The sequence below is a fragment of the Pseudomonas sp. S12(2018) genome (assembly GCF_024355235.1).
Taxonomy (GTDB): domain Bacteria; phylum Pseudomonadota; class Gammaproteobacteria; order Pseudomonadales; family Pseudomonadaceae; genus Aquipseudomonas; species Aquipseudomonas palmensis.
The window spans coordinates 480,240-503,998 of record NZ_QLAD01000002.1 but is presented as its reverse complement, the minus strand read 5'-3'; the positions used below and the strand labels follow the sequence as shown (position 1 = coordinate 503,998).

The 23,759-nt window shown below is 64.4% G+C and carries 23 protein-coding genes; 21 read left to right on the top strand and 2 right to left on the bottom strand.

Translation table 11 applies throughout. The annotated features are described in order from the left end of the window. Positions 1-55: 55 nt before the first annotated feature. The 21 genes from trmJ (at position 56) to DN388_RS06110 (ending at position 18,666) form a co-directional block, all read left to right on the top strand. The gene (trmJ, locus tag DN388_RS06210; RefSeq protein WP_043864460.1) at positions 56-829 is read left to right on the top strand and encodes a tRNA (cytosine(32)/uridine(32)-2'-O)-methyltransferase TrmJ; all 774 of its coding nucleotides are present in this window, start codon (positions 56-58) and stop codon (positions 827-829) included. Continuing rightward, positions 830-1,612 carry a serine O-acetyltransferase gene (gene cysE / locus DN388_RS06205; RefSeq protein ID WP_054916605.1) on the top strand — a complete coding sequence of 261 codons (783 nt, stop codon included), beginning with the start codon at positions 830-832 and terminating at the stop codon, positions 1,610-1,612. It begins immediately after the preceding gene. A gap of 154 nt (positions 1,613-1,766) precedes the next feature. Then, the gene (iscR, locus tag DN388_RS06200) at positions 1,767-2,258 is read left to right on the top strand and encodes a Fe-S cluster assembly transcriptional regulator IscR (RefSeq protein WP_043864462.1); all 492 of its coding nucleotides are present in this window, start codon (positions 1,767-1,769) and stop codon (positions 2,256-2,258) included. Between the two features lie 43 nt (positions 2,259-2,301). Then, on the top strand, positions 2,302-3,516 hold the full coding sequence (locus DN388_RS06195) for an IscS subfamily cysteine desulfurase (RefSeq protein ID WP_043864463.1): 1,215 nt from the start codon (positions 2,302-2,304) through the stop codon (positions 3,514-3,516). 46 nt (positions 3,517-3,562) lie between these two features. Continuing rightward, positions 3,563-3,949, top strand: a complete 387-nt coding sequence (iscU, locus tag DN388_RS06190; protein WP_002552476.1) for a Fe-S cluster assembly scaffold IscU — start codon at positions 3,563-3,565, stop codon at positions 3,947-3,949. Positions 3,950-3,977: 28 nt separating this feature from the next. Then, positions 3,978-4,301 carry an iron-sulfur cluster assembly protein IscA gene (iscA, locus tag DN388_RS06185; protein ID WP_043864464.1) on the top strand — a complete coding sequence of 108 codons (324 nt, stop codon included), beginning with the start codon at positions 3,978-3,980 and terminating at the stop codon, positions 4,299-4,301. Positions 4,302-4,309: 8 nt separating this feature from the next. Then, complete coding sequence (hscB, locus tag DN388_RS06180; protein WP_043864465.1) at positions 4,310-4,831, top strand: co-chaperone HscB; 522 nt, start codon at positions 4,310-4,312, stop codon at positions 4,829-4,831. Positions 4,832-4,872: 41 nt separating this feature from the next. Then, the gene (hscA, locus tag DN388_RS06175; protein WP_254997725.1) at positions 4,873-6,735 is read left to right on the top strand and encodes a Fe-S protein assembly chaperone HscA; all 1,863 of its coding nucleotides are present in this window, start codon (positions 4,873-4,875) and stop codon (positions 6,733-6,735) included. Positions 6,736-6,738: 3 nt separating this feature from the next. Beyond that, complete coding sequence (gene fdx, locus DN388_RS06170) at positions 6,739-7,080, top strand: ISC system 2Fe-2S type ferredoxin (protein ID WP_043864467.1); 342 nt, start codon at positions 6,739-6,741, stop codon at positions 7,078-7,080. Positions 7,081-7,094: 14 nt separating this feature from the next. Beyond that, positions 7,095-7,295, top strand: a complete 201-nt coding sequence (iscX, locus tag DN388_RS06165) for a Fe-S cluster assembly protein IscX (protein ID WP_054916604.1) — start codon at positions 7,095-7,097, stop codon at positions 7,293-7,295. A gap of 91 nt (positions 7,296-7,386) precedes the next feature. Then, complete coding sequence (gene ndk, locus DN388_RS06160; protein WP_043864469.1) at positions 7,387-7,812, top strand: nucleoside-diphosphate kinase; 426 nt, start codon at positions 7,387-7,389, stop codon at positions 7,810-7,812. A 28-nt stretch (positions 7,813-7,840) separates the two neighbouring features. Further along, positions 7,841-8,989 (top strand): 23S rRNA (adenine(2503)-C(2))-methyltransferase RlmN, encoded by a 1,149-nt coding sequence (gene rlmN / locus DN388_RS06155; RefSeq protein WP_054916603.1) that lies wholly within the window; start codon positions 7,841-7,843, stop codon positions 8,987-8,989. 7 nt (positions 8,990-8,996) lie between these two features. Continuing rightward, on the top strand, positions 8,997-9,755 hold the full coding sequence (gene pilW / locus DN388_RS06150; RefSeq protein ID WP_254997716.1) for a type IV pilus biogenesis/stability protein PilW: 759 nt from the start codon (positions 8,997-8,999) through the stop codon (positions 9,753-9,755). After that, complete coding sequence (locus DN388_RS06145; RefSeq protein ID WP_253087164.1) at positions 9,755-10,756, top strand: RodZ domain-containing protein; 1,002 nt, start codon at positions 9,755-9,757, stop codon at positions 10,754-10,756. The genes pilW and DN388_RS06145 overlap by 1 nt, the downstream gene beginning before the upstream one ends. A gap of 3 nt (positions 10,757-10,759) precedes the next feature. Next, a complete protein-coding gene (gene ispG / locus DN388_RS06140; RefSeq protein WP_043862521.1) occupies positions 10,760-11,869 on the top strand; it encodes a flavodoxin-dependent (E)-4-hydroxy-3-methylbut-2-enyl-diphosphate synthase in 1,110 nt (369 codons plus the stop codon). Positions 11,870-11,897: 28 nt separating this feature from the next. After that, the gene (gene hisS, locus DN388_RS06135) at positions 11,898-13,187 is read left to right on the top strand and encodes a histidine--tRNA ligase (protein ID WP_054916601.1); all 1,290 of its coding nucleotides are present in this window, start codon (positions 11,898-11,900) and stop codon (positions 13,185-13,187) included. Between the two features lie 39 nt (positions 13,188-13,226). Beyond that, positions 13,227-13,868, top strand: a complete 642-nt coding sequence (locus DN388_RS06130; RefSeq protein ID WP_043862519.1) for a tetratricopeptide repeat protein — start codon at positions 13,227-13,229, stop codon at positions 13,866-13,868. Beyond that, positions 13,861-15,012, top strand: coding sequence for an outer membrane protein assembly factor BamB (gene bamB, locus DN388_RS06125; RefSeq protein ID WP_054916600.1), 1,152 nt, complete (start codon positions 13,861-13,863; stop codon positions 15,010-15,012). The genes DN388_RS06130 and bamB overlap by 8 nt, the downstream gene beginning before the upstream one ends. A 117-nt stretch (positions 15,013-15,129) precedes the next feature. Continuing rightward, positions 15,130-16,593: a ribosome biogenesis GTPase Der gene (der, locus tag DN388_RS06120; RefSeq protein WP_043862517.1), complete on the top strand. Its 1,464-nt coding sequence runs from the start codon at positions 15,130-15,132 to the stop codon at positions 16,591-16,593. A 145-nt stretch (positions 16,594-16,738) separates the two neighbouring features. After that, positions 16,739-17,887 (top strand): pyridoxal phosphate-dependent aminotransferase, encoded by a 1,149-nt coding sequence (locus tag DN388_RS06115; protein ID WP_043862516.1) that lies wholly within the window; start codon positions 16,739-16,741, stop codon positions 17,885-17,887. Continuing rightward, on the top strand, positions 17,875-18,666 hold the full coding sequence (locus tag DN388_RS06110) for an amidohydrolase (protein WP_043862515.1): 792 nt from the start codon (positions 17,875-17,877) through the stop codon (positions 18,664-18,666). The genes DN388_RS06115 and DN388_RS06110 overlap by 13 nt, the downstream gene beginning before the upstream one ends. Positions 18,667-18,744: 78 nt before the next feature. Here the strand turns inward: DN388_RS06110 and DN388_RS06105 are convergent, their stop codons facing one another. Then, entirely contained in the window at positions 18,745-21,294 is a 2,550-nt protein-coding gene (locus tag DN388_RS06105; protein WP_254997684.1) for a sulfite reductase flavoprotein subunit alpha, read from the bottom strand. A gap of 106 nt (positions 21,295-21,400) precedes the next feature. Beyond that, positions 21,401-23,692: a TonB-dependent siderophore receptor gene (locus tag DN388_RS06100; RefSeq protein ID WP_254997681.1), complete on the bottom strand. Its 2,292-nt coding sequence runs from the start codon at positions 23,690-23,692 to the stop codon at positions 21,401-21,403. Between the last annotated feature and the right edge of the window lie 67 nt (positions 23,693-23,759).

Below are 23,759 nucleotides of genomic sequence, written 5' to 3'. Positions count from 1 at the left end.
GCCGGTCGCTTCTGTAAGATTTGCTCCCTTCCTTCCGTGTCTGTGAGCCGTGCCCGTGCTGCCAAGAATTCGTGTCGTCCTGGTCAATACCAGTCACCCCGGCAATATCGGCGGGGCTGCGCGCGCCATGAAGAACATGGGCCTGTCGCGCCTGGTGCTGGTCGAGCCGAACGACTTTCCTTCCCACGAGGCCAGTGCCCGTGCCTCCGGCGCCGATGACGTGCTGGCGGGTGCCGAGGTGGTGGCCACGCTCGAGGATGCGCTGGTGGGCTGCACCCTGGTGGTGGGCACCAGTGCCCGCGACCGGCGCATCCCGTGGCCCCTGCTCGATCCGCGCGAATGCGGCGCCAAGGTCGTCGAGCAGGCAGGCGAGGGTGCCGAGGTGGCGCTGGTGTTCGGCCGTGAACATGCCGGCCTGACCAACGACGAGCTGCAGCGATGTCATTATCACGTGCATATCCCGTCCAACCCGGATTTCAGTTCGCTGAATCTGGCGGCTGCGGTCCAGGTCCTGGCCTATGAAGTGCGCATGGCCTGGCTGGCAGCCGACGGGCAGGCGTCGAAAGTCGAGAAGGTCGAAGTGGCCTCGGTGCGCAGCGCAGAGCTGGCGACCATGGACGAAATGGAGCTGTTCTACCAGCACCTGGAGTCCGCGCTGGTGGACATCGGCTTTCTCGACCCGACCAAGCCCAAGCACCTGATGCCGCGTTTGCGTCGCCTGTACGGGCGCAGCGCGGTGAGTCGATCGGAAATAAGCATTTTGCGCGGCATCCTCACCGAAACCCAGAAAGCGGCCCGGGGCGATGCGCACAAGCGGAAGGATCAGTAAATGTTCGAGCGTCTGCGTGAAGATATCCAAAGCGTTTTCCACCGTGACCCGGCGGCGCGCAATGCCTTTGAAGTGCTGACCTGCTACCCGGGCATGCATGCGATCTGGCTGCACCGCGCGGCGCATGCCCTGTGGGTACGGGACTGGAAGTGGCTGGCGCGGCTGGTGTCCAACTTCGGTCGCTGGATGACCGGCATCGAGATTCACCCCGGTGCAAAGGTAGGCCGGCGCTTCTTCATCGACCACGGCATGGGCATCGTGATCGGCGAAACCGCCGAGATCGGCGATGACGTGACCCTGTACCAGGGCGTGACCCTGGGCGGCACCAGCTGGAACAAGGGCAAGCGCCACCCGACCCTGGAGGACGGCGTGGTGGTGGGGGCCGGCGCCAAGGTGCTGGGCCCGTTCACCGTGGGCGCGGGGGCCAAGATCGGCTCCAATGCGGTGGTCACCAAGGCGGTGCCGGCCGGCGCCACGGCGGTGGGCATCCCGGGGCGTATCATCGTCAAGTCCGACGCCGAGCAGGAGGCCCGGCGCAAGGCCATGGCCGAGAAGATCGGCTTCGACGCCTACGGCGTGAGCGAAGACATGCCCGACCCGGTGGCCCGCGCCATCGGCCAGTTGCTCGACCACCTGCAAGCGGTGGACGGGCGCCTGGAGGACATGTGCGGTGCGCTCAAGAACCTGGGCAGCGACTACTGCGCCAAGGAACTGCCGGCCCTGCGTGACGAAGACTTCGCGGACGTGAAGGCCGACGCCCGCAGCGACGCGTCGACGCATTGACAGAAGGGCGTGCGCTGGCGCGCCCGACTTTGCTACACTCTGCGCCGCCTCTCAGGCGCAATCCCGACTAAAGCAGTAGGTCTTATAGTTGACTTAAATGCTCGGGAATCGCATACTCGCACACATCCCGTAACTCCCGTGGTACCAAATAGCCATGCGACTGACTACAAAAGGCCGATACGCCGTGACTGCCATGCTTGACCTGGCGTTGCACGCGCAAAACGGGCCGGTGTCCCTGGCCGACATTTCCGAGCGCCAAGGCATCTCCCTTTCCTATCTGGAGCAGCTGTTTGCCAAGCTGCGTCGCAGCAGTCTGGTTTCCAGTGTGCGCGGTCCAGGCGGCGGCTACCAGCTGTCGCGCGTGATGGAAAGCATCCAGGTAGCCCAGGTGATCGATGCGGTCAACGAATCGGTCGACGCTACACGCTGCCAGGGCCTGGGTGATTGCCACGCTGGCGATACCTGCCTGACCCACCACTTGTGGTGTGATCTCAGCCAGCAGATTCACGAATTTCTGAGCGGTATCAGCCTGGCTGACCTCGTTACTCGCCGTGAGGTGCAAGAAGTCGCCCAGCGTCAGGACCTGCGCCGCATGGCGGGCCGGACACCGCATCTGGACAAGATTGAGACATCCGCCGTCGAATGACCGTTTCGACTGTGCGATGAGCCCGCCTGATAGGAGATATTCAATGAAGTTGCCGATCTACCTCGATTACTCCGCGACCACCCCGGTCGACCCACGTGTCGCCCAGAAGATGAGCGATTGCCTGCTGGTCGACGGGAACTTCGGTAACCCGGCCTCGCGTTCCCACGTCTTTGGCTGGAAAGCCGAAGAAGCGGTCGAGAACGCTCGCCGCCAGGTCGCCGACCTGGTCAACGCCGACCCGCGGGAAATTGTCTGGACCAGTGGCGCCACCGAGTCCGACAACCTGGCAATCAAGGGCGTCGCGCACTTCTACGGCACCAAGGGCAAGCACCTGATCACCTCCAAGATCGAGCACAAGGCCGTTCTGGACAGCACCCGTCAGCTGGAACGTGAAGGCTTCGAAGTCACCTACATCGAGCCGGGCGCCGATGGCCTGATCACCCCGGCCATGGTCGAGGCAGCCCTGCGTGAAGACACCATCCTGGTGTCGATCATGCACGTGAACAATGAAATCGGCACCATCAACGACATCGCCGCCATCGGCGAACTGACCCGCTCGCGTGGCGTCATGTTCCACGTCGATGCCGCGCAGTCCACCGGCAAGGTCGAGATCGACCTGCAGAAGCTGAAGGTCGACCTGATGTCGTTCTCGGCGCACAAGACCTACGGCCCCAAAGGCATCGGCGCGCTGTACGTCAGCCGCAAGCCGCGCGTGCGTCTTGAGGCCACCATGCACGGCGGCGGTCACGAGCGCGGCATGCGTTCGGGCACCCTGGCTACCCACCAGATCGTCGGCATGGGCGAAGCCTTCGCCATCGCCAAGGAGCTGATGGCCAGCGAGAATCTGCGCATCAAGGCCCTGAGCGACCGCTTCTACAAGCAGGTCGAGAACCTTGAAGAGCTGTACATCAACGGCAGCATGACCGCGCGTATTCCGCACAACCTGAACTTGAGCTTCAACTACGTCGAAGGCGAGTCGCTGATCATGGCCCTCAAGGACCTGGCAGTGTCTTCGGGTTCGGCGTGCACCTCGGCATCGCTCGAGCCGTCCTACGTGCTGCGCGCCCTGGGCCGCAACGACGAACTGGCGCACAGCTCGATCCGCTTCACCTTCGGTCGCTTCACCACCGAAGAAGAAATCGACTACGCCGCGCAGAAGGTCTGCGAGGCCGTGACCAAGCTGCGCGAATTGTCGCCGCTGTGGGATATGTACAAAGACGGCGTCGACATCTCCAAGATCGAGTGGGCTGCGCACTAAGTAGTCGCCAGCAAGAGCGGCTCTCTGATGAGGAAGGAATAGCACCATGGCTTACAGTGAAAAGGTCATCGACCACTACGAAAACCCACGCAACGTCGGCAAGATGAATGCCGAGGACCCGGATGTCGGTACCGGCATGGTCGGCGCGCCTGCGTGCGGCGACGTGATGCGCCTGCAGATCAAGGTCAACGAGCAGGGCGTCATCGAAGATGCCAAGTTCAAGACCTACGGCTGTGGTTCGGCCATCGCTTCCAGCTCCCTCGCTACCGAGTGGATGAAGGGCAAGACCCTGGACGAAGCCGAAACCATCAAGAACACCCAGCTGGCCGAAGAACTGGCGTTGCCGCCGGTGAAGATCCACTGCTCGGTACTCGCCGAGGACGCCATCAAGGCGGCCGTGCGCGATTACAAGCAGAAGAAAGGTTTGCTCTAAGTTCGCCTGTTGCAGGTAAGGAGTCTCGATGGCTATCAGCATGACAGAAGCCGCCGCCAACCACGTGCGGCGCTCCCTCGAAGGACGCGGCAAGGGTGACGGCATTCGCCTGGGCGTTCGCACCACCGGCTGCTCGGGCCTGGCCTACGTGCTGGAGTTCGTCGACGCGCCGGACAGCGAGGACCAGGTGTTCGAAAGTCACGGCGTCAAGGTGATCATCGACCCGAAAAGCCTGGTGTACCTGGACGGAACCGAACTGGATTTCGTCAAGGAAGGGTTGAACGAAGGCTTCAAGTTCAACAATCCCAACGTGCGCGGTGAGTGTGGCTGCGGCGAAAGCTTCAACGTCTGAGGCTGCGCGTGGGTACTCCTTGTCATTTCGCCCTGTTTGACCTGCAGCCGGGCTTTCGCCTGGACCTCGACAAGCTGGCCGCGCGCTATCGCGAGCTGGCCCGCGAGGTTCACCCGGACCGCTTCGCCGATGCCCCCGAGCGTGAACAGCGCCTGGCGCTGGAGCGCTCGGCCGGCCTCAACGACGCCTACCAGACCCTCAGGAGTGCGCCCAAGCGGGCGCGCTACCTGTTGGCGATGGGGGGCCACGAAGTGCCGCAGGAAGTCACTGTCCACGACCCCGAGTTCCTCTTCCAGCAGATGCAATGGCGAGAAGAGCTCGAAGACCTGCAGGACAGTGCCGACCTCGATGGCGTGGCCGCGTTCAAGCGCCGCCTGAAGGTCGCCCAGGAAGCACTCAACGAGGACTTCGCCGCCTGCTGGGAGGATGCTGCGCAGCGTGAACAGGCCGAGCGCCTGATGCGCCGCATGCAGTTCCTCGACAAGCTCGCCTATGAAGTGCGCCAGCTGGAAGAGCGCCTCGACGATTAACCCGGTGGCGCCGTTGGCGACACCCCTGGTATCAGATAAGCATGGCCCTACTGCAGATCGCCGAACCCGGTCAGACGCCACAGCCCCATCAGCGCCGCCTGGCCGTGGGCATTGACCTTGGCACCACCAATTCGCTGGTCGCTGCATTGCGCAGCGGCATTTCCGAACCGCTGCCAGGCGCCGAGGGCCGGGTCATCCTGCCGTCGGCGGTGCGCTATCACGCCAACCATGTCGACGTGGGCTACAGTGCCCGTGACGCGGCCTCCAGCGACCCGCTGAACACCGTGCTGTCGGTCAAGCGCCTGATGGGGCGCGGCCTGGCCGACGTCAAGCAACTGGGCGAGCAACTGCCCTACCGCTTTGTCGGCGGCGAGTCGCACATGCCGTTCATCGACACGGTGCAGGGCCCGAAAAGCCCGGTGGAAGTCTCGGCCGACATCCTCAAGGTGCTGCGCCAGCGCGCCGAAGCCACCCTGGGTGGCGAGCTGGTCGGCGCGGTGATCACCGTGCCGGCGTACTTCGACGACGCTCAGCGCCAGGCCACCAAGGACGCTGCGCGCCTGGCCGGGCTGAACGTGCTGCGCCTGCTCAACGAACCGACTGCTGCGGCTGTGGCCTATGGCCTGGACCAGAACGCCGAAGGCGTGGTGGCCATCTATGACCTGGGCGGCGGCACCTTCGACATTTCCATCCTGCGCCTGACCGGCGGTGTGTTCGAAGTGATGGCCACCGGCGGCGACAGCGCCCTGGGCGGCGATGATTTCGACCATGCGGTGGCCGGCTGGATCATCGAGCAGGCGGGCCTGTCTGCCGACCTCGCCCCCGGCACCCAGCGTCAACTGCTGCAAGCTGCCTGTGCGGCCAAGGAAGCGTTGACCAACAGCGATGTCGTGTCCGTGAGCCATGGCGCCTGGCAGGGCGAGCTGACCCGTGCCGGCTTCGACGCGCTGATCGAACCGATGGTGGCGCGCAGCCTCAAGGCCTGTCGCCGCGCCGTGCGCGACAGTGGCATCGAGCTGGATGAAGTCGAAGCCGTGGTCATGGTCGGTGGTTCCACTCGCGTGCCGCGTGTGCGCGAGGCGGTGGGCGCGTTGTTCGGGCGTACCCCGCTGACCGAGATCGACCCCGATCAGGTGGTGGCCATCGGCGCCGCGATCCAGGCCGATACCCTGGCCGGCAACAAGCGCGACGGCGGCGAACTGCTGCTGCTCGACGTGATTCCGCTGTCCCTGGGGCTGGAAACCATGGGCGGGTTGATGGAGAAGGTGATCCCGCGCAACACCACCATCCCGGTTGCCCGTGCCCAGGAATTCACCACGTACAAGGACGGCCAGTCGGCCATGATGATCCACGTGCTGCAGGGTGAGCGTGAGCTGATCAGCGACTGCCGCTCCCTGGCGCGCTTCGAACTGCGCGGCATTCCGGCCATGGTGGCCGGTGCGGCGAAGATTCGCGTCACCTTCCAGGTCGACGCCGACGGCCTGCTCAGCGTTTCGGCGCGCGAGCTGGGCTCGGGTGTGGAATCGAGCATTCAGGTCAAGCCGTCCTACGGCCTGACCGACGGCGAGATCACTCGCATGCTCAAGGACTCCTTCGAACATGCCGGCTACGACAAGGTGGCGCGCCAGCTGCGCGAGCACCAGGTCGACGCCGAGCGTCTGCTCGAAGCGGTGCAGGGCGCGCTGGACGCCGATGGCGAGCGCCTGCTGGACGCCGAAGAGCGTCTGGCGATCGAACAACAGATGCAAGACTTGCGTGATTTGATGAGCGGTACCGATGGCGCCGCCATCGAGCAGCAGACCAAGCGTCTGTCGCAAGTGACCGATGCCTTTGCCGCCCGTCGCCTTGATTCGACGGTAAAAGCCGCTTTGGCCGGGCGCAACCTGAATGAGATCGAGGAATAACTGATGCCGCAGGTGATTTTTCTGCCCCACGAGAAGTTCTGTCCGGACGGAATGGTGGTGGAGGCCGAAACCGGTAAGTCCATCCTTGAAGTGGCCCATGACAACCACATCGAGATCGAAAGCGCCTGCGGCGGCGTCTGCGCCTGCACCACGTGCCACTGCGTGATCCGCGAGGGTTTCAACTCGCTGAACGAGGCCGACGAGCTGGAAGAGGACTACCTCGACCGCGCCTGGGGCCTGGAGCCCACGTCGCGCCTGACCTGCCAGGCCAAGGTCGGCACCGAGGACGTGACCGTCGAGATCCCGAAATACTCGCTCAACCACGCCGCCGAAGCGCCGCACTGACCGTTGGAGTCATCATGAGCCTGAAATGGGTTGATGTACTTGAAATTGCAATTCAGCTTGCCGAAAGCAAGCCGCAAGTCGATCCTCGCTACGTGAATTTCGTCGAACTGAGCCGCTGGGTGCAGGCCCTGCCCGACTTCAGCGACGATCCGAACCGTGGCGGAGAGAAGGTGCTTGAAGCCATTCAGGCCGCCTGGATCGAAGAAGCCGACTGAGCGCACTCGGCAGGTTAGGCAATCCCCCGGAACCCGCGTATAATTCGCGGGTTTAATTTTTCGCTTCACTTACTGTTTCTGGAGTTACACCATGGCTGTTCAACGTACTTTCTCCATCATCAAGCCTGACGCCGTTGCCAAGAACGTGATCGGCGAGATCACCACCCGTTTCGAAAAAGCCGGCCTGCGCGTCGTTGCCTCGAAACTCAAGCAACTGTCCAAAGCCGAAGCCGAAGGCTTCTACGCCGAGCACAAAGAGCGCGGCTTCTTCGGTGACCTGGTTGCCTTCATGATCTCCGGCCCGGTCGTTGTACAGGTTCTGGAAGGCGAAAACGCCATCGCTCTGAACCGTGAGCTGATGGGCGCCACCAACCCTAAAGAAGCTGCTGCCGGTACCATCCGTGCCGACTTCGCCGAGTCGATCGACGCCAACGCCGTTCACGGTTCGGACTCCGAAGCCGCTGCTGCTCGCGAAATCTCGTACTTCTTCGCAGCTACCGAGGTAACCGCTCGCTAAGCGACAGCTTACGAGTGAGGGTGAATCCATGACGACATCGACTGGTAAAACTAACCTGTTGGGCCTGACCCAGCCGGAAATGGAAAAATTCTTCGAGTCCATCGGGGAGAAGCGTTTCCGTGCCGGCCAGGTAATGAAATGGATTCACCACTTTGGCGTCGATGATTTCGACGCCATGACGAATGTCGGCAAGGCCCTGCGCGAGAAGCTCAAGGCCGTTGCCGAGATTCGCGGCCCCGAAGTGGTCAGCGAGGACATCTCCAGCGACGGCACCCGCAAGTGGGTGGTGCGCGTGGCGTCCGGCAGCTGCGTCGAGACCGTGTACATCCCCCAGGGCAAGCGTGGCACCCTGTGTGTCTCGTCCCAGGCCGGTTGCGCCCTGGACTGCAGTTTCTGCTCCACCGGCAAGCAAGGATTCAACAGCAACCTCACCGCCGCCGAAGTGATCGGCCAGGTGTGGATTGCCAACAAGTCGTTCGGCAGCATTCCCGCCACCATCGACCGCGCCATCACCAACGTGGTGATGATGGGCATGGGTGAGCCGCTGCTCAACTTCGACAACGTGGTCGCCGCCATGCACCTGATGATGGACGACCTGGGCTACGGCATTTCCAAGCGCCGTGTGACCCTGTCCACCTCCGGCGTGGTGCCGATGATCGACCAGCTGGCCAAGCACATCGACGTGTCCCTGGCGCTGTCGCTGCACGCACCCAACGATGCCCTGCGCAACGAGCTGGTACCGATCAACAAGAAGTACCCGCTCAAGATGCTGCTCGAGTCGTGCATGCGCTACATGGCCGAACTCGGCGAGAAGCGTGTGCTGACCATCGAGTACACCCTGCTCAAGGACGTCAACGACAAGCTCGAGCACGCGGTCGAGATGGTCGAGCTGCTCAAGAACATCCCGTGCAAGATCAACCTGATTCCGTTCAACCCGTTCCCGCACTCCGGCTACGAGCGTCCGAGCAACAACGCGATCCGCCGCTTCCAGGACCACCTGCACCAGGCCGGCTACAACGTTACCGTGCGCACCACCCGTGGCGAGGACATCGACGCGGCCTGTGGTCAGCTGGTGGGGCAGGTGATGGACCGCACGCGCCGCAGTGAGCGCTATATCGCGGTACGGCAGCTCAATGCCGACGCCGATATGCCGCAAACCGGCGCGGCGGGCAACTGAGGCCGACATGGGCCTGCGCGCCGCGCTGCCAACCCTGTTGCTGACGCTGCTTGCCGGCTGCGTCGGCAGCGGCAGTTCCGGCCCGCTGCAAAGCGGCAAGGGGCGCGAAGAGGCACGCCAGGCCTATGTGCAACTGGGCCTGGGTTATTTGCAACAAGGTTTGACCGAACGCGCCAAGGTGCCGCTGAAAAAGGCCCTTGAACTGGACGCTCGCGACCCGGCAGCCAATGCCGCGCTGGCCCTGGTGTTCCAGCGCGAGGACGAGCCGGCGCTGGCCGAGGGGTATTACCGCAAGGCCCTGGCTGCCAACCCCGACGACCCCCGTATTCGCAACAATTTTGGCAGTTTCCTGTATGCACAGGGGCGCTATGCCCAGGCGCAGCAGATGTTTCGCCAAGCGGCGGCCGATACCCTGTATCCTGAACGCTCCCGGGTTTTCGAGAACCTTGGCCTGACCGCCATCAAGCTGGGTCAGCGCGAGCAGGCGCGTGAACACCTGCAAAAGGCTTTACGGCTCAACCAGCAGCAACCGCGCGCGTTGCTCGAAATGGCTGAGTTGTCTTACGAAGACAGGCATTATGTGCCGGCGCGCGACTACTACGATCGTTTCAGCCAGCTGAGCGATCACGGCCCCCGCAGCCTGCTGCTGGGTTCGCGCCTGGCAACTGTATTCGAAGAACCTGACAAGGCCGCCGAACTGGGCGTGCAATTACAACGACTTTATCCCGGTACGCCGGAATATCAGCAATACCTGTCGGAGCAATGATGAAAGCGGCGCATCCCGAAGTAGCAGCAGCGACTCGCCAGAATCCCGGTGAGACCTTGCGTCAGGCCCGTGAAAGCAAGGGCTTGTCGCAGGCCGAAGTGGCCCGCAAGCTCAACCTGACCGTGAGTTCCCTGAACAACCTTGAAACCGGCGCGTTCGACAAGCTGCCAGGGCATACCTTCGCCCGCGGCTATATCCGTGCCTACGCCAAGCTGTTCGAGATGGACCAGGCCGAACTGGTGCTGGCCTTCGACCAGGCCACCGGCAGCAATTCCCAGGGCAGCGACGTGCATGCGCTGGGGCGTATCGAAGAGCCGGTACGCCTGTCGCACAACATCCTGCGCATCGTCAGCCTGTTGCTGCTGATCCTGGTGATCGGCGGTGGCTTCTTCTGGTGGCAGGACCAGACCAGCCTGCGCGGCAAGGACCTGGCCAGCCTGGCCATGGAACACGTCGAGGTCGAGAGCGCCGACGGTACCACCCAGATCCACCCGCTGGACGAGCCTGAAGACCAGGCCGTGGCCGAAAGCCAGGAAGCGCCGGCTGCCAGCGCACCGGCCGAGCAGGCCCAGCCTGCCACCGACGAGGCTGCCGCACAGGCCCCGGCCGCCAGCAGCCCGGCGCCAGCTGTGCCTGCCGCACCCGTAACCCCGGCTCCCGTAGCGCCGGCCCCTGCGGCCAGCGCCCCGGCTGTGGCTGCCGCCCCTGCGCCTGCAAACCCCACCACCCCCGCTGCGCCAGCGGCTGCACCGGCTGCCGGCAGCGCCTCGTTGCACATGCAGTTCGTTGCCGATTGCTGGACTTCGGTCACCGACGGCAACGGCAAGGTGCTGGTCAATGCCACCAAGCGCAAGGGCGAGACCCTCGAGCTCACCGGCAAGCCGCCGTTCGCGGTACGCCTGGGTTTTGCCCGTGGCGCACAGATCAGTTTCAACGGCCAGCCCGTCGACGTGGCGCCGTTCACCAGTGGCGAGACTGCTCGCCTGAAGTTGGGACAATAAGTCATGCACGGCGAATCTCCGATCAAACGTCGCGAATCGCGCAAAATCTGGGTAGGTAATGTGCCTGTCGGCGGCGATGCACCCATCGCCGTCCAGAGCATGACCAACACCGACACCAACGACGTCGATGCCACCGTCGCACAGATCACCCGCCTGGTGGATGCCGGCGTCGACATCGTGCGCGTCTCGGTACCGGACATGGACGCGGCCGAAGCCTTCGGCCGCATCAAGCAGCGGGTCAGCGTGCCGCTGGTGGCCGATATCCACTTCGACTACCGCATCGCCTTGCGCGTGGCCGAGCTGGGTGTGGACTGCCTGCGCATCAACCCCGGCAACATCGGCCGTGAAGACCGCGTGCGCGCGGTGGTGGATGCCGCGCGTGATCGCGGCATCCCTATCCGTATCGGCGTCAACGCCGGCTCCCTGGAAAAGGACCTGCAGAAGAAGTACGGCGAGCCCACCCCGGCGGCGCTGGTCGAGTCGGCCATGCGTCATGTGGAGCACCTCGATCGCCTGGACTTCCAGGACTTCAAGGTCAGCGTGAAGGCCTCCGACGTGTTCATGGCCGTCGAGGCCTATCGCCTGCTGGCCAAGCAGATCGTGCAGCCGCTGCACCTGGGCATCACCGAAGCCGGCGGCCTGCGCTCGGGCACGGTGAAATCGGCCGTGGGCCTCGGTATGCTGCTTGCCGAAGGGATTGGCGATACTATCCGCATCTCGCTTGCCGCCGACCCGGTCGAGGAAGTGAAGGTCGGCTACGACATCCTCAAGTCGCTGCACCTGCGTTCGCGTGGCATCAACTTCATCGCCTGCCCGAGCTGCTCGCGGCAGAACTTCGATGTGGTCAAGACCATGAACGAGCTCGAAGGGCGCCTCGAAGACCTGCTGGTACCGCTGGACGTGGCGGTGATCGGCTGTGTGGTCAACGGCCCCGGCGAAGCCAAGGAAGCCCACGTGGGGCTCACCGGCGGCACGCCGAACCTGATCTACATCGATGGCAAGCCGGCGCAGAAGCTGACCAATGACAACCTGGTGGATGAGCTGGAAAAACTCATCCGCCAGAAAGCGGCCGAGAAGGCCGAGGCCGACGCGGCAGTGATTGCCCGCGGTTGACCGACACCGATTTCGTTAAGGATTTACCGTGAGCAAATCGCTGCAAGCCATTCGTGGCATGAACGACATCCTGCCCGAGCAGACCCCGCTGTGGCGCTATTTCGAGAGCACCGTGGCCGGCCTGCTGGACACCTACGGCTATCGCCAGATCCGCACCCCGATCGTCGAGCCGACCGAGCTGTTCAAGCGTTCCATCGGTGAAGTGACCGACATCGTCGAAAAAGAGATGTACACCTTCGCCGACCGCAACGGCGACTCCCTGACCCTGCGCCCCGAAGGCACCGCCGCCTGTGTGCGCGCCGTGCTCGAACACGGCATCAGCGGTGGTGGCCAGGTGCAGAAGCTCTGGTACATCGGCCAGATGTTCCGCCACGAGCGCCCGCAGAAGGGCCGCTATCGCCAGTTCCACCAGATCGGCCTGGAGGTGTTCAACCTCGATGGCCCGGACATCGACGCCGAGCTGATCGTGCTCACCTGGCGCCTGTGGGGCCTGCTGGGCATCCGCGATGCGGTCAAGCTCGAACTCAACAGCCTGGGTACCAGCGAAGCCCGCGGCCGTTACCGTGACGCGCTGGTCGAGTTCCTCTCGGCGCGCCTGGAGCAACTGGACGAAGACAGCCAACGTCGCCTCAAGACCAACCCGCTGCGCATCCTCGACAGCAAGGACGCCAACACCCAGGCGGCGCTGGTGGGTGCACCGAAGCTCGAAGACTACCTGGACGAAGAATCGCGCGTGCACTTCGAGGGCCTCAAGGCTCGTCTGGACGCCGCCGGCATTCCGTTCGTGATCAACACCAAGCTGGTGCGTGGCCTGGACTACTACAGCAAGACCGTGTTCGAGTGGGTCACCGACAAGCTCGGTTCCCAGGGCACCGTATGTGCCGGTGGCCGCTACGACGGCCTGGTCGAGCAGATGGGCGGCAAGCCGACCCCGGGCGTGGGTTTTGCCATGGGCATCGAGCGTCTGCTGCTGCTGATCGAGACCCTGGGCCAGGTGCCCGAGTCGATTTCGCGTCAGATCGACGTCTACCTGTGCGCCTTTGGCGAACAGGCCGAACTCGCCGGGCTGGCCCTGAGCGAGCGTCTGCGTGACCGCCTGCCGGGCTTGCGCCTGCAGGTCAATGCCGGTGGCGGCAGCTTCAAGAGCCAGTTCAAGAAGGCCGACAAGAGCAACGCTCTGTATGCCTTGATCCTGGGGGACGACGAACTGGCGCAACAAGTGGTAGGTTTCAAACCCCTGCGTGGTCAGGGCGAACAACAAAACATTGCCTGGGATGCTCTGGCCGAGCACCTGGAAGCTTCCCTCGCGCAGGCGTGAAGCGGGTCAACAGCCGATTTGGTGAAAAGGAGTATTGGGGTGTCGAGTAGCGATGATGAACAACTGGCCGCATTCAAGGATTGGTGGCAGCGCAACGGCAAACCACTGCTGACCGGTGGCCTGTTGGCGCTGGTGGTAGTGTTGGGCTGGCAGACCTGGCAGAAGTACCAGGGCAACCAGTCCCAAGGTGCTTCGAACCTTTATCAGGCCCTGCTTGAAACCACCCTGACGCCGACCGGCCAGCCGGACATGGCCCAGGTCGCGGACCTGTCGGGCAAGCTCAAGAGCGAGTTCGGCGGCACGGCCTACGCGCAGTACGCCAGCCTGTTCGTGGCCAAGGTCGCGGTCGAGAGCGGCAAGCTCGACGACGCCGCCAGCGAACTGAAAAGCGTGCTCGACAAGCCGGCCGACGCCACCCTGGGCGAAATTGCCCGTCAGCGCCTGGCCCGTGTACTGGCCGCGCAGAACAAGGTCGATGACGCCCTGAAGCTGCTCGATGGCGATGCCGACAAGGCCTTCCTGGCCAGCCGTGAAGAACTCAAGGGCGACCTGCTGGTACAGCTGGGTCGCGCCGATGATGCTCACGCCGCGTATCAGAAGGCCAAGGCCGCGCTGTCGGATGACGCCGCGATCGGTGGCCTGCAACTCAAGCTCGACGACCTTGCCAAAGGGGATGCGTGACGTGATCGGTTGGAAACATGCAGCAGTGCTGGCCGTGGCCCTTCTGGCCGTTGGTTGCAGCAGCAACAGCAAAAAGGAACTGCCGCCGGCCGAGCTGACCAAGTTCACCGAAGAGGTGGTACTGAAGAAGCAGTGGAGCCGTTCGATCGGTGACGGCCAGGGCGAGAGCTTCAACATGCTCGTCCCGGCCATCGAGAACGACCGCATCTACGCCGCCGATGTGACCGGCGTGGTGATGGCGCTGGACCGCATGAACGGCGACGTGATCTGGAAGAAAGACCTCGACCTGCCGGTATCCGGTGCGGTGGGTGTCGGCTACGGCCTGGTCATGCTCGGCACCCTCAAGGGTGAAGTGATCGCCATGGATGCCAGCACCGGCGAAGAAAAGTGGCGTGCGCGGGTCACCAGTGAAGTACTGGCGCCCCCGGCGACCAACGGTGACGTGGTGGTGGTGCAGACCCAGGACGATCGCGTGATCGGCCTGGATGCCAGCACCGGCGACCGCCGCTGGATCTACGAAAGCACCCCGGCTGTACTGACCCTGCGCGGTACCGGTGCGCCGATCGTGACCAACCGCCTGGCCGTGGCCGGCCTCTCGACCGGCAAGGTCGTGGCGCTGGACACCCAGAACGGCGTGCCGGTCTGGGAGCAACGCGTTGCCGTTCCGCAAGGGCGTTCCGAGCTGGACCGCGTGGTGGATATCGACGGCGGCCTGCTGCTGTCGGGCGGTGTGCTGTACGTGGCCAGCTACCAGGGGCGCGTCGCCGGCCTCGAGCTGGAAAGCGGTCGCGTGCTGTGGCAGCGCGATGCCTCCAGCTACGCCGGTGTGGCCCAGGGCTTTGGCAACGTCTACGTGAGCCTGGCGTCCGGTACGGTCGAAGGCATCGACGAGCGTTCTTCGTCGGCGCTGTGGAGCAACGACTCGCTGGCCCGTCGCCAGCTGTCGGCACCGGAAGTGTTCTCCAGCTACGTGGCCGTGGGTGACCTGGAAGGTTACCTGCACCTGCTGAGCCAGGTGGACGGCCGCTTCGTGGGTCGCGAGCGCATCGACAGCGATGGCCTGCGTGCACGCCCGCTGGTGGTAGGTGACATGATTTATGTGTTTGGCAACAGCGGCAAACTCGAGGCGCTGACCATTCGCTGAGTCTATGCTTGAGGCCTGCGGGCCTCGGGCTGCGGCGCCTTCGGGGCGCCGCCCGAACTCCGGCCGCTGCACTGCAGCGGCCTTTGTATTTTTTGAATTCAAGCAGTGGAGAGCCGCATGGTTCCCGTAATCGCCCTGGTGGGCCGACCGAACGTCGGCAAATCTACAATGTTCAACCGCCTGACCAGGACCCGCGATGCCATCGTTGGCGACCTGTCTGGCCTGACCCGTGACCGTCAATATGGCGAGGCGCGCTGGCAAGGGCGCTCCTACATCCTGGTCGACACCGGTGGTATCTCCGGTGACGAACATGGCATGGACGAAAAAATGGCCGAGCAGTCGCTGCTGGCCATCGAAGAAGCCGATGTGGTGCTGTTCCTGGTCGATGCCCGTGCCGGTCTGACCGCTGCCGACCAGATGATTTCCGAGCACCTGCGCAAGCGCAACAAGCGCTCGTTCCTGGTGGCCAACAAGATCGACAACATCGACCCGAACACCGCCATTGCCGAGTTCGCCCCCCTGGGCATGGGCAACGCCATCGGCGTGGCCGGCGCCCAGGGCCGTGGCGTGAACAACCTGCTCGAGGCTGTGCTCAGCGACTTCCCGCGGGACAAGGAAGAAGAAGAGATCGACATGAACGTCGCCGAGGGCGAGGAAGCCGTGCGCATTCCTGGCCCCAGCGAGAAGGATGGCATCAAGATCGCCATCATCGGTCGCCCCAACGTCGGCAAGTCGACCCTGGTCAACCGCATGCTCGGTGAAGACCGTGTGATCGTGTACGACCAGCCCGGCACTACCCGCGACAGCATCTACATTCCCTTCGAGCGCAATGACGAGAAGTACACGCTGATCGACACTGCCGGTGTGCGCAAGCGCGGCAAGATCCACGAGGAAGTCGAAAAGTTCTCGGTGGTCAAGACCCTGCAGGCGATCAAGGACGCCAACGTGGTGATCTTCGTCATGGATGCCCGCGAAGGCGTGGTGGACCACGACCTGAACCTGCTGGGCTTCGCCCTGGAAGCCGGTCGAGCCATCGTGATCGCGCTCAACAAGTGGGACGGCATGCAGCCGGGCGAGCGTGACTACGTGAAGACCGAGCTGGAACGCCGGCTGTTCTTCGTCGACTTTGCCGACATTCACTTCATTTCGGCACTGCACGGCACTGGCGTGGGCAACCTGTACCAGTCGGTGCAGAACTCGTTCAAGTCGGCGGTCACCCGCTGGCCGACCAGCCGCCTGACCCAGATCCTCGAAGACGCGGTCAGCGAGCACCAGCCGCCGATGGTCAACAGCCGTCGCATCAAGCTGCGCTATGCCCACCTGGGGGGTGCCAACCCGCCGATCATCGTGATCCACGGCAACCAGGTGGAGAAGGTGCCCAAGTCCTACTCGCGCTACCTGGAAAACACCTACCGCCGTGTGCTCAAGCTGGTCGGTACGCCGATTCGCATCGAGTACAAGGGTGGCGAGAACCCGTACGAAGGCAACAAGAACACCCTGACCGACCGCCAGGTCAACAAGAAGCGCCGCCTGATGTCGCACCACAAGAAGTCGGCCAAGAAGCGCAAGGACAAGCGCTGATGGTGCGGGAGCCGGCCTTGCCGGCGAAATGGGCAGCGCGGATCAACTGAACCGCGCTTACCCTTTCGCCAGCAACGCTGGCTCCTACAACCTGGCGGTCCAATCCGCTATGCTCGGAGCCTGACCGCGCAGGAAAGAGGGCTCCATGATCAGCAGCAAGTTGCCGAACGTCGGCACCACCATCTTTACCACCATGTCCCAGCTCGCCGTGCAAACCGGCGCCCTGAACCTGTCCCAGGGCTTTCCCGATTTCAACGGCCCGCAAGCGCTGCTGGACGCGGTAGGGCGGCACATCGGTGCCGGCCACAACCAGTATTCCCCCATGACCGGCCTGCCGGCCCTGCGTCAGCAGGTAGCGGCCAAGGTCGCTCGCCAGTATGGCGTGACGGTCGATGCCGACCACGAGGTGACCATCACCCCCGGCGCCACGGCCGCGATCTTCTGCGCCATCCACGCGGTGATCCGCCCCGGCGACGAAGTCATCGTCTTCGACCCCTGCTACGACAGCTACGAACCCGCCGTGGAACTGGCCGGTGGCCGTTGCGTGCACGTGCAACTGGGCGCCGACAGCTTTGCCATCGACTGGCAGAAACTCAGCGATGCGCTGAGCCCGCGTACCCGCATGATCGTCATCAACTCGCCGCACAACCCCAGCGGCGCGCTGATTACCCGTGCCGAGCTGGACCAGCTGGCGGCGCTGATCGCCGACCGTGACATCTATGTGCTCAGCGACGAGGTGTACGAGCACCTGGTGTACGACGGCGCGCGCCACGCCAGCGTGCTGGCCCACGAGGCCCTGTACGCGCGGGCCTTCGTGGTCAGTTCGTTCGGCAAGACCTACCACGTGACCGGCTGGAAGACCGGCTATGTGATCGCGCCGCCAGCCCTGAGTGCCGAGTTGCGCAAGGTGCATCAGTACGTCAACTTCTGCGGCGTGACGCCGCTGCAGTGGGCGCTGGCCGATTTCATGGCCGAGCACCCGGAACATGTCGAAGAGCTGCCGGCGTTCTACCAGGCCAAGCGCGACCTGTTCTGTGGCCTGCTGCAAGGCTCTCGCTTCCAGTTCAAGCCGGTGGCCGGTACGTATTTCCAGCTGGTGGACTATTCGGCGATTCGCCCGGACCTCGACGACGTGCAGATGTCGGTATGGCTGACCCGCGAACACGGCGTGGCGACCATTCCGGTGTCGGTGTTCTACCAGCAACCCATTCCCGAGCAGCGCCTGGTGCGCCTGTGTTTCGCCAAACGCGAGGAGACGCTGCGTCAGGCAGCGGAAAAACTATGCGCGATCTGAGTACATTGCCCAACCTGACCGTGGCGCTGGTGCAGACCAGCCTGGCCTGGCAGGACCGCATGGCCAACTACGAGCATTTCGAGGTGCTGCTGGAGCAGGCCCGCGGCGCGGACCTGATCATCCTGCCGGAGATGTTCACCACCGGTTTTTCGATGGACTCCGAAAGCCTGGCCGAGCCGGAAAACGGCCCCACCTACAAATGGCTCAAGAGCCAGGCCAGGAAGCTCGATGCCGTGGTGACCGGCAGCGTGATCATCCAGGCCGAGGACGGCAGCCACCGCAACCGCCTGCTGTGGGCGCGCCCGGACGGCGAGATCCTGTTCTACGACAAGCGCCACCTGTTCCGCATGGCCGGCGAGCACAAGCATTACACCCCCGGCGAGCGCCAGGTGCAGTTCGAGCTCAAGGGGTGGCGGGTGCGCCCGCTGATCTGCTACGACCTGCGCTTCCCGGTGTGGAGCCGCGATGCACAGGACACCGACCTGCTGCTGTACACCGCCAACTGGCCGGCGGCGCGGCGCCTGCACTGGAACCGCCTGCTGCCGGCACGGGGCATCGAGAACCTGTGCTACGTGGCGGCGGTGAACCGCGTGGGCACCGATGGCAAGGGCTTTGGTTACAGCGGCGACAGCCAGGTGCTGGACTTCCAGGGCGAGAGCCTGCTCAGTGCCGGCGAGGCCGACGGCGTGTTCACCGTGGTGCTGAGTGCGGCGGACCTTGCCGCATACCGCACGCGGTTCCCGGCCAACCTGGATGCCGATACCTTCGACCTGCACTGACCCCTTCGCCGGCAAGGCCGGCGCCTACGGGCATCCACCAGCCCCCTAGGCGCCGGCCTTGCCGGCGAAGAGTGACGCTCAATACACATCCCGCCGGTACCGCCCCAGCTCGATCAACTGCTCAAGCTCTTCAGCCCCCAACACCTCGGCCAGCACCGCATCCACACCCGCCGCCATGCCTTCAAGGCTGCCACAGATATAGATCGACGCTCCCTCCGCCAGCCATCGGCGCAGCTCATCAGCCTGTTCGCGCAGCCGATCCTGCACATACACCTTCTGCGCCTGATCCCGCGAGAACGCCAGGTCCAGCCGCGCCAGTTCACCACTTGCCAGCCAGCCCTGCAGTTCCTCCTCGCACAGGAAGTCATGCGCCCGGTTACGCTCGCCAAACAGCAGCCAGTTGCGTTGCTCGCTGTCCACGATTCGCGCCCTCAGCAGGCTGCGCAACCCGGCCAGCCCGGTACCGTTGCCGATCAGGATCATCGGTGCCGGAGCCGTCGGCAGATGGAAACCGCTGTTGCGGCGCAACCGCACGCTCACGCTCGCGCCCAGCGCCAGGTGTTCGGTCAACCAGCCCGAGCCCAGGCCCAGCGTGCCGTCCGGATGACGCTCCTGGCGCACGATCAGCTCCAGCACACCGTCACTGGCAATCGAGGCGATGGAGTATTCGCGCGCTGCCACCGGGATCAACGCATCCACCAGCGCCTGCGCGTGCAGGCCGATCAGGTGGCCGCGGCTGGCCGGCAACAGCCGCCCGCCCAGTGCATGGTCCAGGCGCTCCTCCAGGCCGTCCACACGCACAAGCGTGTGAGGCTCAAGGCCAAGCCTGTCGAGCAACGCCTTGACCGTCGAACCGGCATTGCGCGGCAGTACATCGACCAGGTCCCCGGCATCCCAGCGCTCTGGCTGCGACGGTTGCAGACCGAGCAAGTACACCGGTGCGCCCTGGCTGCCGGGGTTGAGCAGCTCGCGCCGGGTCAAGGTCCAGGCGCTGAACTGCGGCGGCTGCCAGGCAGACAGCGGCGCTGCGCCGGTCAATGCCGCCAATTGCTGCTGCCATTGCTGCAAGGCAGCAGGATCTGCACTGTCGACTTCCACGGCAGAGAAACTGGCGGTGGCACCGCGAGCCTCCAGCCAGTGCTGCAAGCTGCGCGCAAACCCGCAGAAATGCGGGTACTGGCGGTCTCCCAGTGCGAGCAGGGCGTAGTTCAGGTTACCCAGCGTCCACGGCTGGCCAAGCACCTTGCGCTCGAAGCCGCGGGCGCTGTCCGGCGCCTCGCCGTCGCCAAAGGTGCTGACCACGAACAGCGCGCGTTGCGCCTGCTGCAGATCGGTTTCGGTCAGCGTCGCCAGGGGCTGCACGCGCACCGCCAGGCCCGCCGCCTGCAGTTGCCCGGCGCTCTGCCAGGCCAGTTGTTCGGCGAAGCCGCTCTGGCTGGCAAACCCCACCAGCCATCCGTTGCCTGTGTCGCCGGCCGGGTTCAGGCCCTTGCGCGCCTCGCGTACCTGGCGCTTCTTGCGCCTGCGGTCCAGGTACAGCAGCCAGCCGGTGATGAAGAACAGCGGCATGCTCAGGCTGGCGAGGGTCACCAGGATGCGCCCGGTGAGCCCGAAGTAGCTGCCCACATGCAGGGCATACACGCTGGCCAGCAACTGCGCCTTGAACGACTTGTCGGTGTAGCGATCGTGCTTGCGTACCACGCCGGTGGCCGGGTCCAGGCTCAGGGTGTTGAGCGCGCGCTCGTGCTCGGCGTTGTCGAGCAGGTAGAACAGGGTGGCGGGCTGGCCGCCGGCCGGTGGCAGGCGCAGGTTGTAGGTGCGCAGGCCCGGGCCGGCCGCTGCCTGCAGGCTGGTCCAGATGGCGTCGTAGTCCACCACCAGCGGCGCCGCATCCTTGCCGGGTGCGGGCGGGCGGCCACGGCCTTCGCCGCGCTTGCGCTGTTCGCCTGCGGCCGGTGCATCGCCCAGCAACCGGTTCAGCCCCTCGCGGTACCACTCGTAGGACCAGAACAACCCGGTCAGGGCAAACAGCAGGTAGAACAGCAGGCACCAGGTACCGGCCACCGCGTGCAGGTCCCAGTTGAAGGCACGACCTTTCTTCGCCCAGTCCAGGGTCAGCCAGGTTCGCCAGTTCAGCGCCTGACGCGGCCAGCGCAGGTACAGCCCCGACAGGCAGAAGAAGATCAGCATCAGGGTACAGGCGCCGGTGATCTGCCGGCCGGTGTCGCCCATGGCGAGGAAGCGGTGCAACTGCAGCATCAGATCGAAGAATCCCTGGCCACTGACCGGGGGCTGCAGCTTGCCGGTGTAGGGGTCGGCATAACGCAGGGTGCCGCGGCGCTCGCCCGGCGGTGGGGTGAAGAAGATGCGCGCAGCTTCGTCGCTGCGCACGTTCACCCACAGCATCGACACCTTGTCGCCCTGTTCGGCCTCGACGCGGCGCACCAGTTCGGCCGGCGGCAGCACGCCTTCGTCGCGCACCTGCACCTTGAGCACCTGTGGGTTGAACAGGCGCAGCAATTCGTCCTGGAACGACCAGGTTGCCCCGGTCACTCCCATCAGCGCCAGCACCAGCCCGGCGGTGATGCCGAAGAACCAGTGCAGTTGAAACAGGCTTTTCTTCACCACATCGACCACCTTGTGTTGCGGGTTGCGTGAATGCGCCGCGCATTATGCCTTGATACACAAAGGCCCCGATCACCGAAGTGAACGGGGCCGGGCCTGCCAGCTGCCGTCAGAAGTGGAAGCTGGTGGTCAGCAGCGCCGTGCGACCGGCCGCCTGGTTGGCGTAGTGCGCCGCGTAGGCCTTGTCGTAGTAGACCTCGTTGGTGAGGTTCTGCACGTTCAGCTGCAGGTCGACGTTCTTGGTCAGCTTGTAGCTGGCCATGGCGTCGTAGCGCCAGTACGAATCGACCATCACGCTGTTGGTCACGTTGCCGAACACGTCGTCGACGTAGAAGGCACCACCGCCGAGGGTGAGTTTTGGCGTGACGTTGTAGGTGGTCCACAGGGTCAGGCTGTTGTTCGGCGTGTTGGGCATCTGGTTGCCGTCGTTGTAGCCGTCCACCAGCACACCGCCGACCGACTGCGCGCCACCGTCGACCAGCTTGGCGTCCATGTAGGTGTAGCCGGCGAATACCTGCCAGTCATTGGTCAGCTTGCCGGTGGCGGTCAGCTCCAGGCCATCGACGCGGCTCTTGCCGGCGTTCTGGTAGGTGTTGGCATCGACCAGTACGCGGGCGTTTTCCTTCTCGGTGCGGAAGATCGCGGCGGTCAGGTTCAGACGCTGATCGAGCAGGTCCCACTTGGTGCCGATTTCGTAGTTGGTGGTCTCTTCGGCCTTCAGGTCGCTGGTGGTGGTCGGCGTCAGCAGCGGGTTGCCGTCGCTGCCTTCACCCAGCGAAGCGCCGGCCGGGGTGGCCGAGGTCGCATACGAGATGTACACGCTGCCGTTGTCGGTCGGCTTCCAGGTCAGGCCCAACTGGCCGGTCACGAACTCGCTGGTGTCTTCGGTCTTGAAGCTGGTCGCACCACCCGCCACCTTGGTATTGGCCTTGGTGTCGAAGTGGTCGTAGCGCAGGCCCATGGTCAGCAGCCAGGCCGGGTTCAGCTCCAGGGTATCGGTCAGGTAGATGGCGCGGGTGCTGCTGGTGGTGTCGGCGCCGGCATCGGTACGGGTCACGTCGCCGCCCCAGGCCTCGTTCGGGTTGGGATTGGGGAACGAGGTGCACACACCCGGGATCTGGCCGGTGGCCGAAGAGCAGTTGCCGGAACGGAAGCCGGTGATGTCGTAGCCTTCCTTGGTGGAGGCCTCGCGGCTCAGCTCGATACCGGTGGAGAAGGTGTTCTTGAACCCGCCGATGTACACCTCGCCGAACAGGTCGGTCTGGTTGGTGGTGGTGCGGGTGTTGGCCACGCGGTTGTTCGGGCGGCGCCAGACTTCACCGTTGAGGATGTTGCCCTTGCTGTCGTCGGGCTGGCTGTAGATGAAGTCTTGCAGGGTGTTGCCGTGGCGCAGGGTGTTCTTGAGGGTCAGCGCATCGTTCAGGTCGTGCTCGACGGCGATGGTCGCGATATCGGCACGGGTCTTGTAGAAGTCGCGATCGACCAGGCCGTAGTAGTTGCTGCTGCGGCCGCCATCGTCAGGCTTGTCCGGGTTGGCCGAGGTGCGCCCGGCGGTGCTGCCCGAGCGCAGGCCGTAGGGGATGCCCGAATCCGGCAGGTCGTCGCTCTCCACGTGGTAGTAGTCCAGGCTCACGCGGGTCGGGGTACCCAGGCCGAATACCAGGGACGGGGCCACGCCCCAGCGGTCGTAGTTGACCTCGTCGCGACCGGCCACGTTGCTTTCGTGGCTCATCAGGTTCAGGCGAAACGCTGCGGTGTCGAGGAACTGGTAGTTGCCATCGAAGGTGTAGCGCTTGGTCTGGTCCGAGCCCCAGGTGAAGGCACCGTCGGTGCTGTTGCCCAGGTGGGCCTTCTTGGTCACCAGGTTGATGGTGCCACCGGCTGCACCGCGCCCGCCGATGGTCGAGTTGGGGCCCTTGGCCACTTCAACCGATTCGATGGCGAAGATCTCGCGGGTCTGCGAGCCCACGTCACGCACGCCGTCCAGGTACATCGAGCCTTGCGAGTCGAAGCCGCGAATGAACGGGCGATCGCCCGACGGGTTGCCGCCTTCGCCGGCGCCCATGGTGATGCCCGGCACGGTACGCAGGGCATCCTGCAGGGTCAGGGCGTTGGTGTCCTTGATGACCTGTTGCGGCACCACGGTCACGCTGCGCGGGATGTCCACCAGCGGCGCCGTGTACTTCTGCGACGAGGACTTCTCGACCTTGTAGTCGGTGCTGGCGGTATCGGCCTGGCCATTGATGCTGGTGGCATCCAGCGCGATCGAGCCGCTTGTGGCCGGGGCTGCGTCGGCCGCATAGGCCAGGTGGCCGGCGGACGTGGCGCTCAACGCGACCCCGATGGCAGAAGCAAGCAGGCGTGGTGAACTGACAGCGGTAGGCACGTAATGGCGCGACATCGGAAGGTCCCCAAGGTGTGAAGGCGCCGAAATATAATGTAAACAAATATGAGTAACAATTGAGATC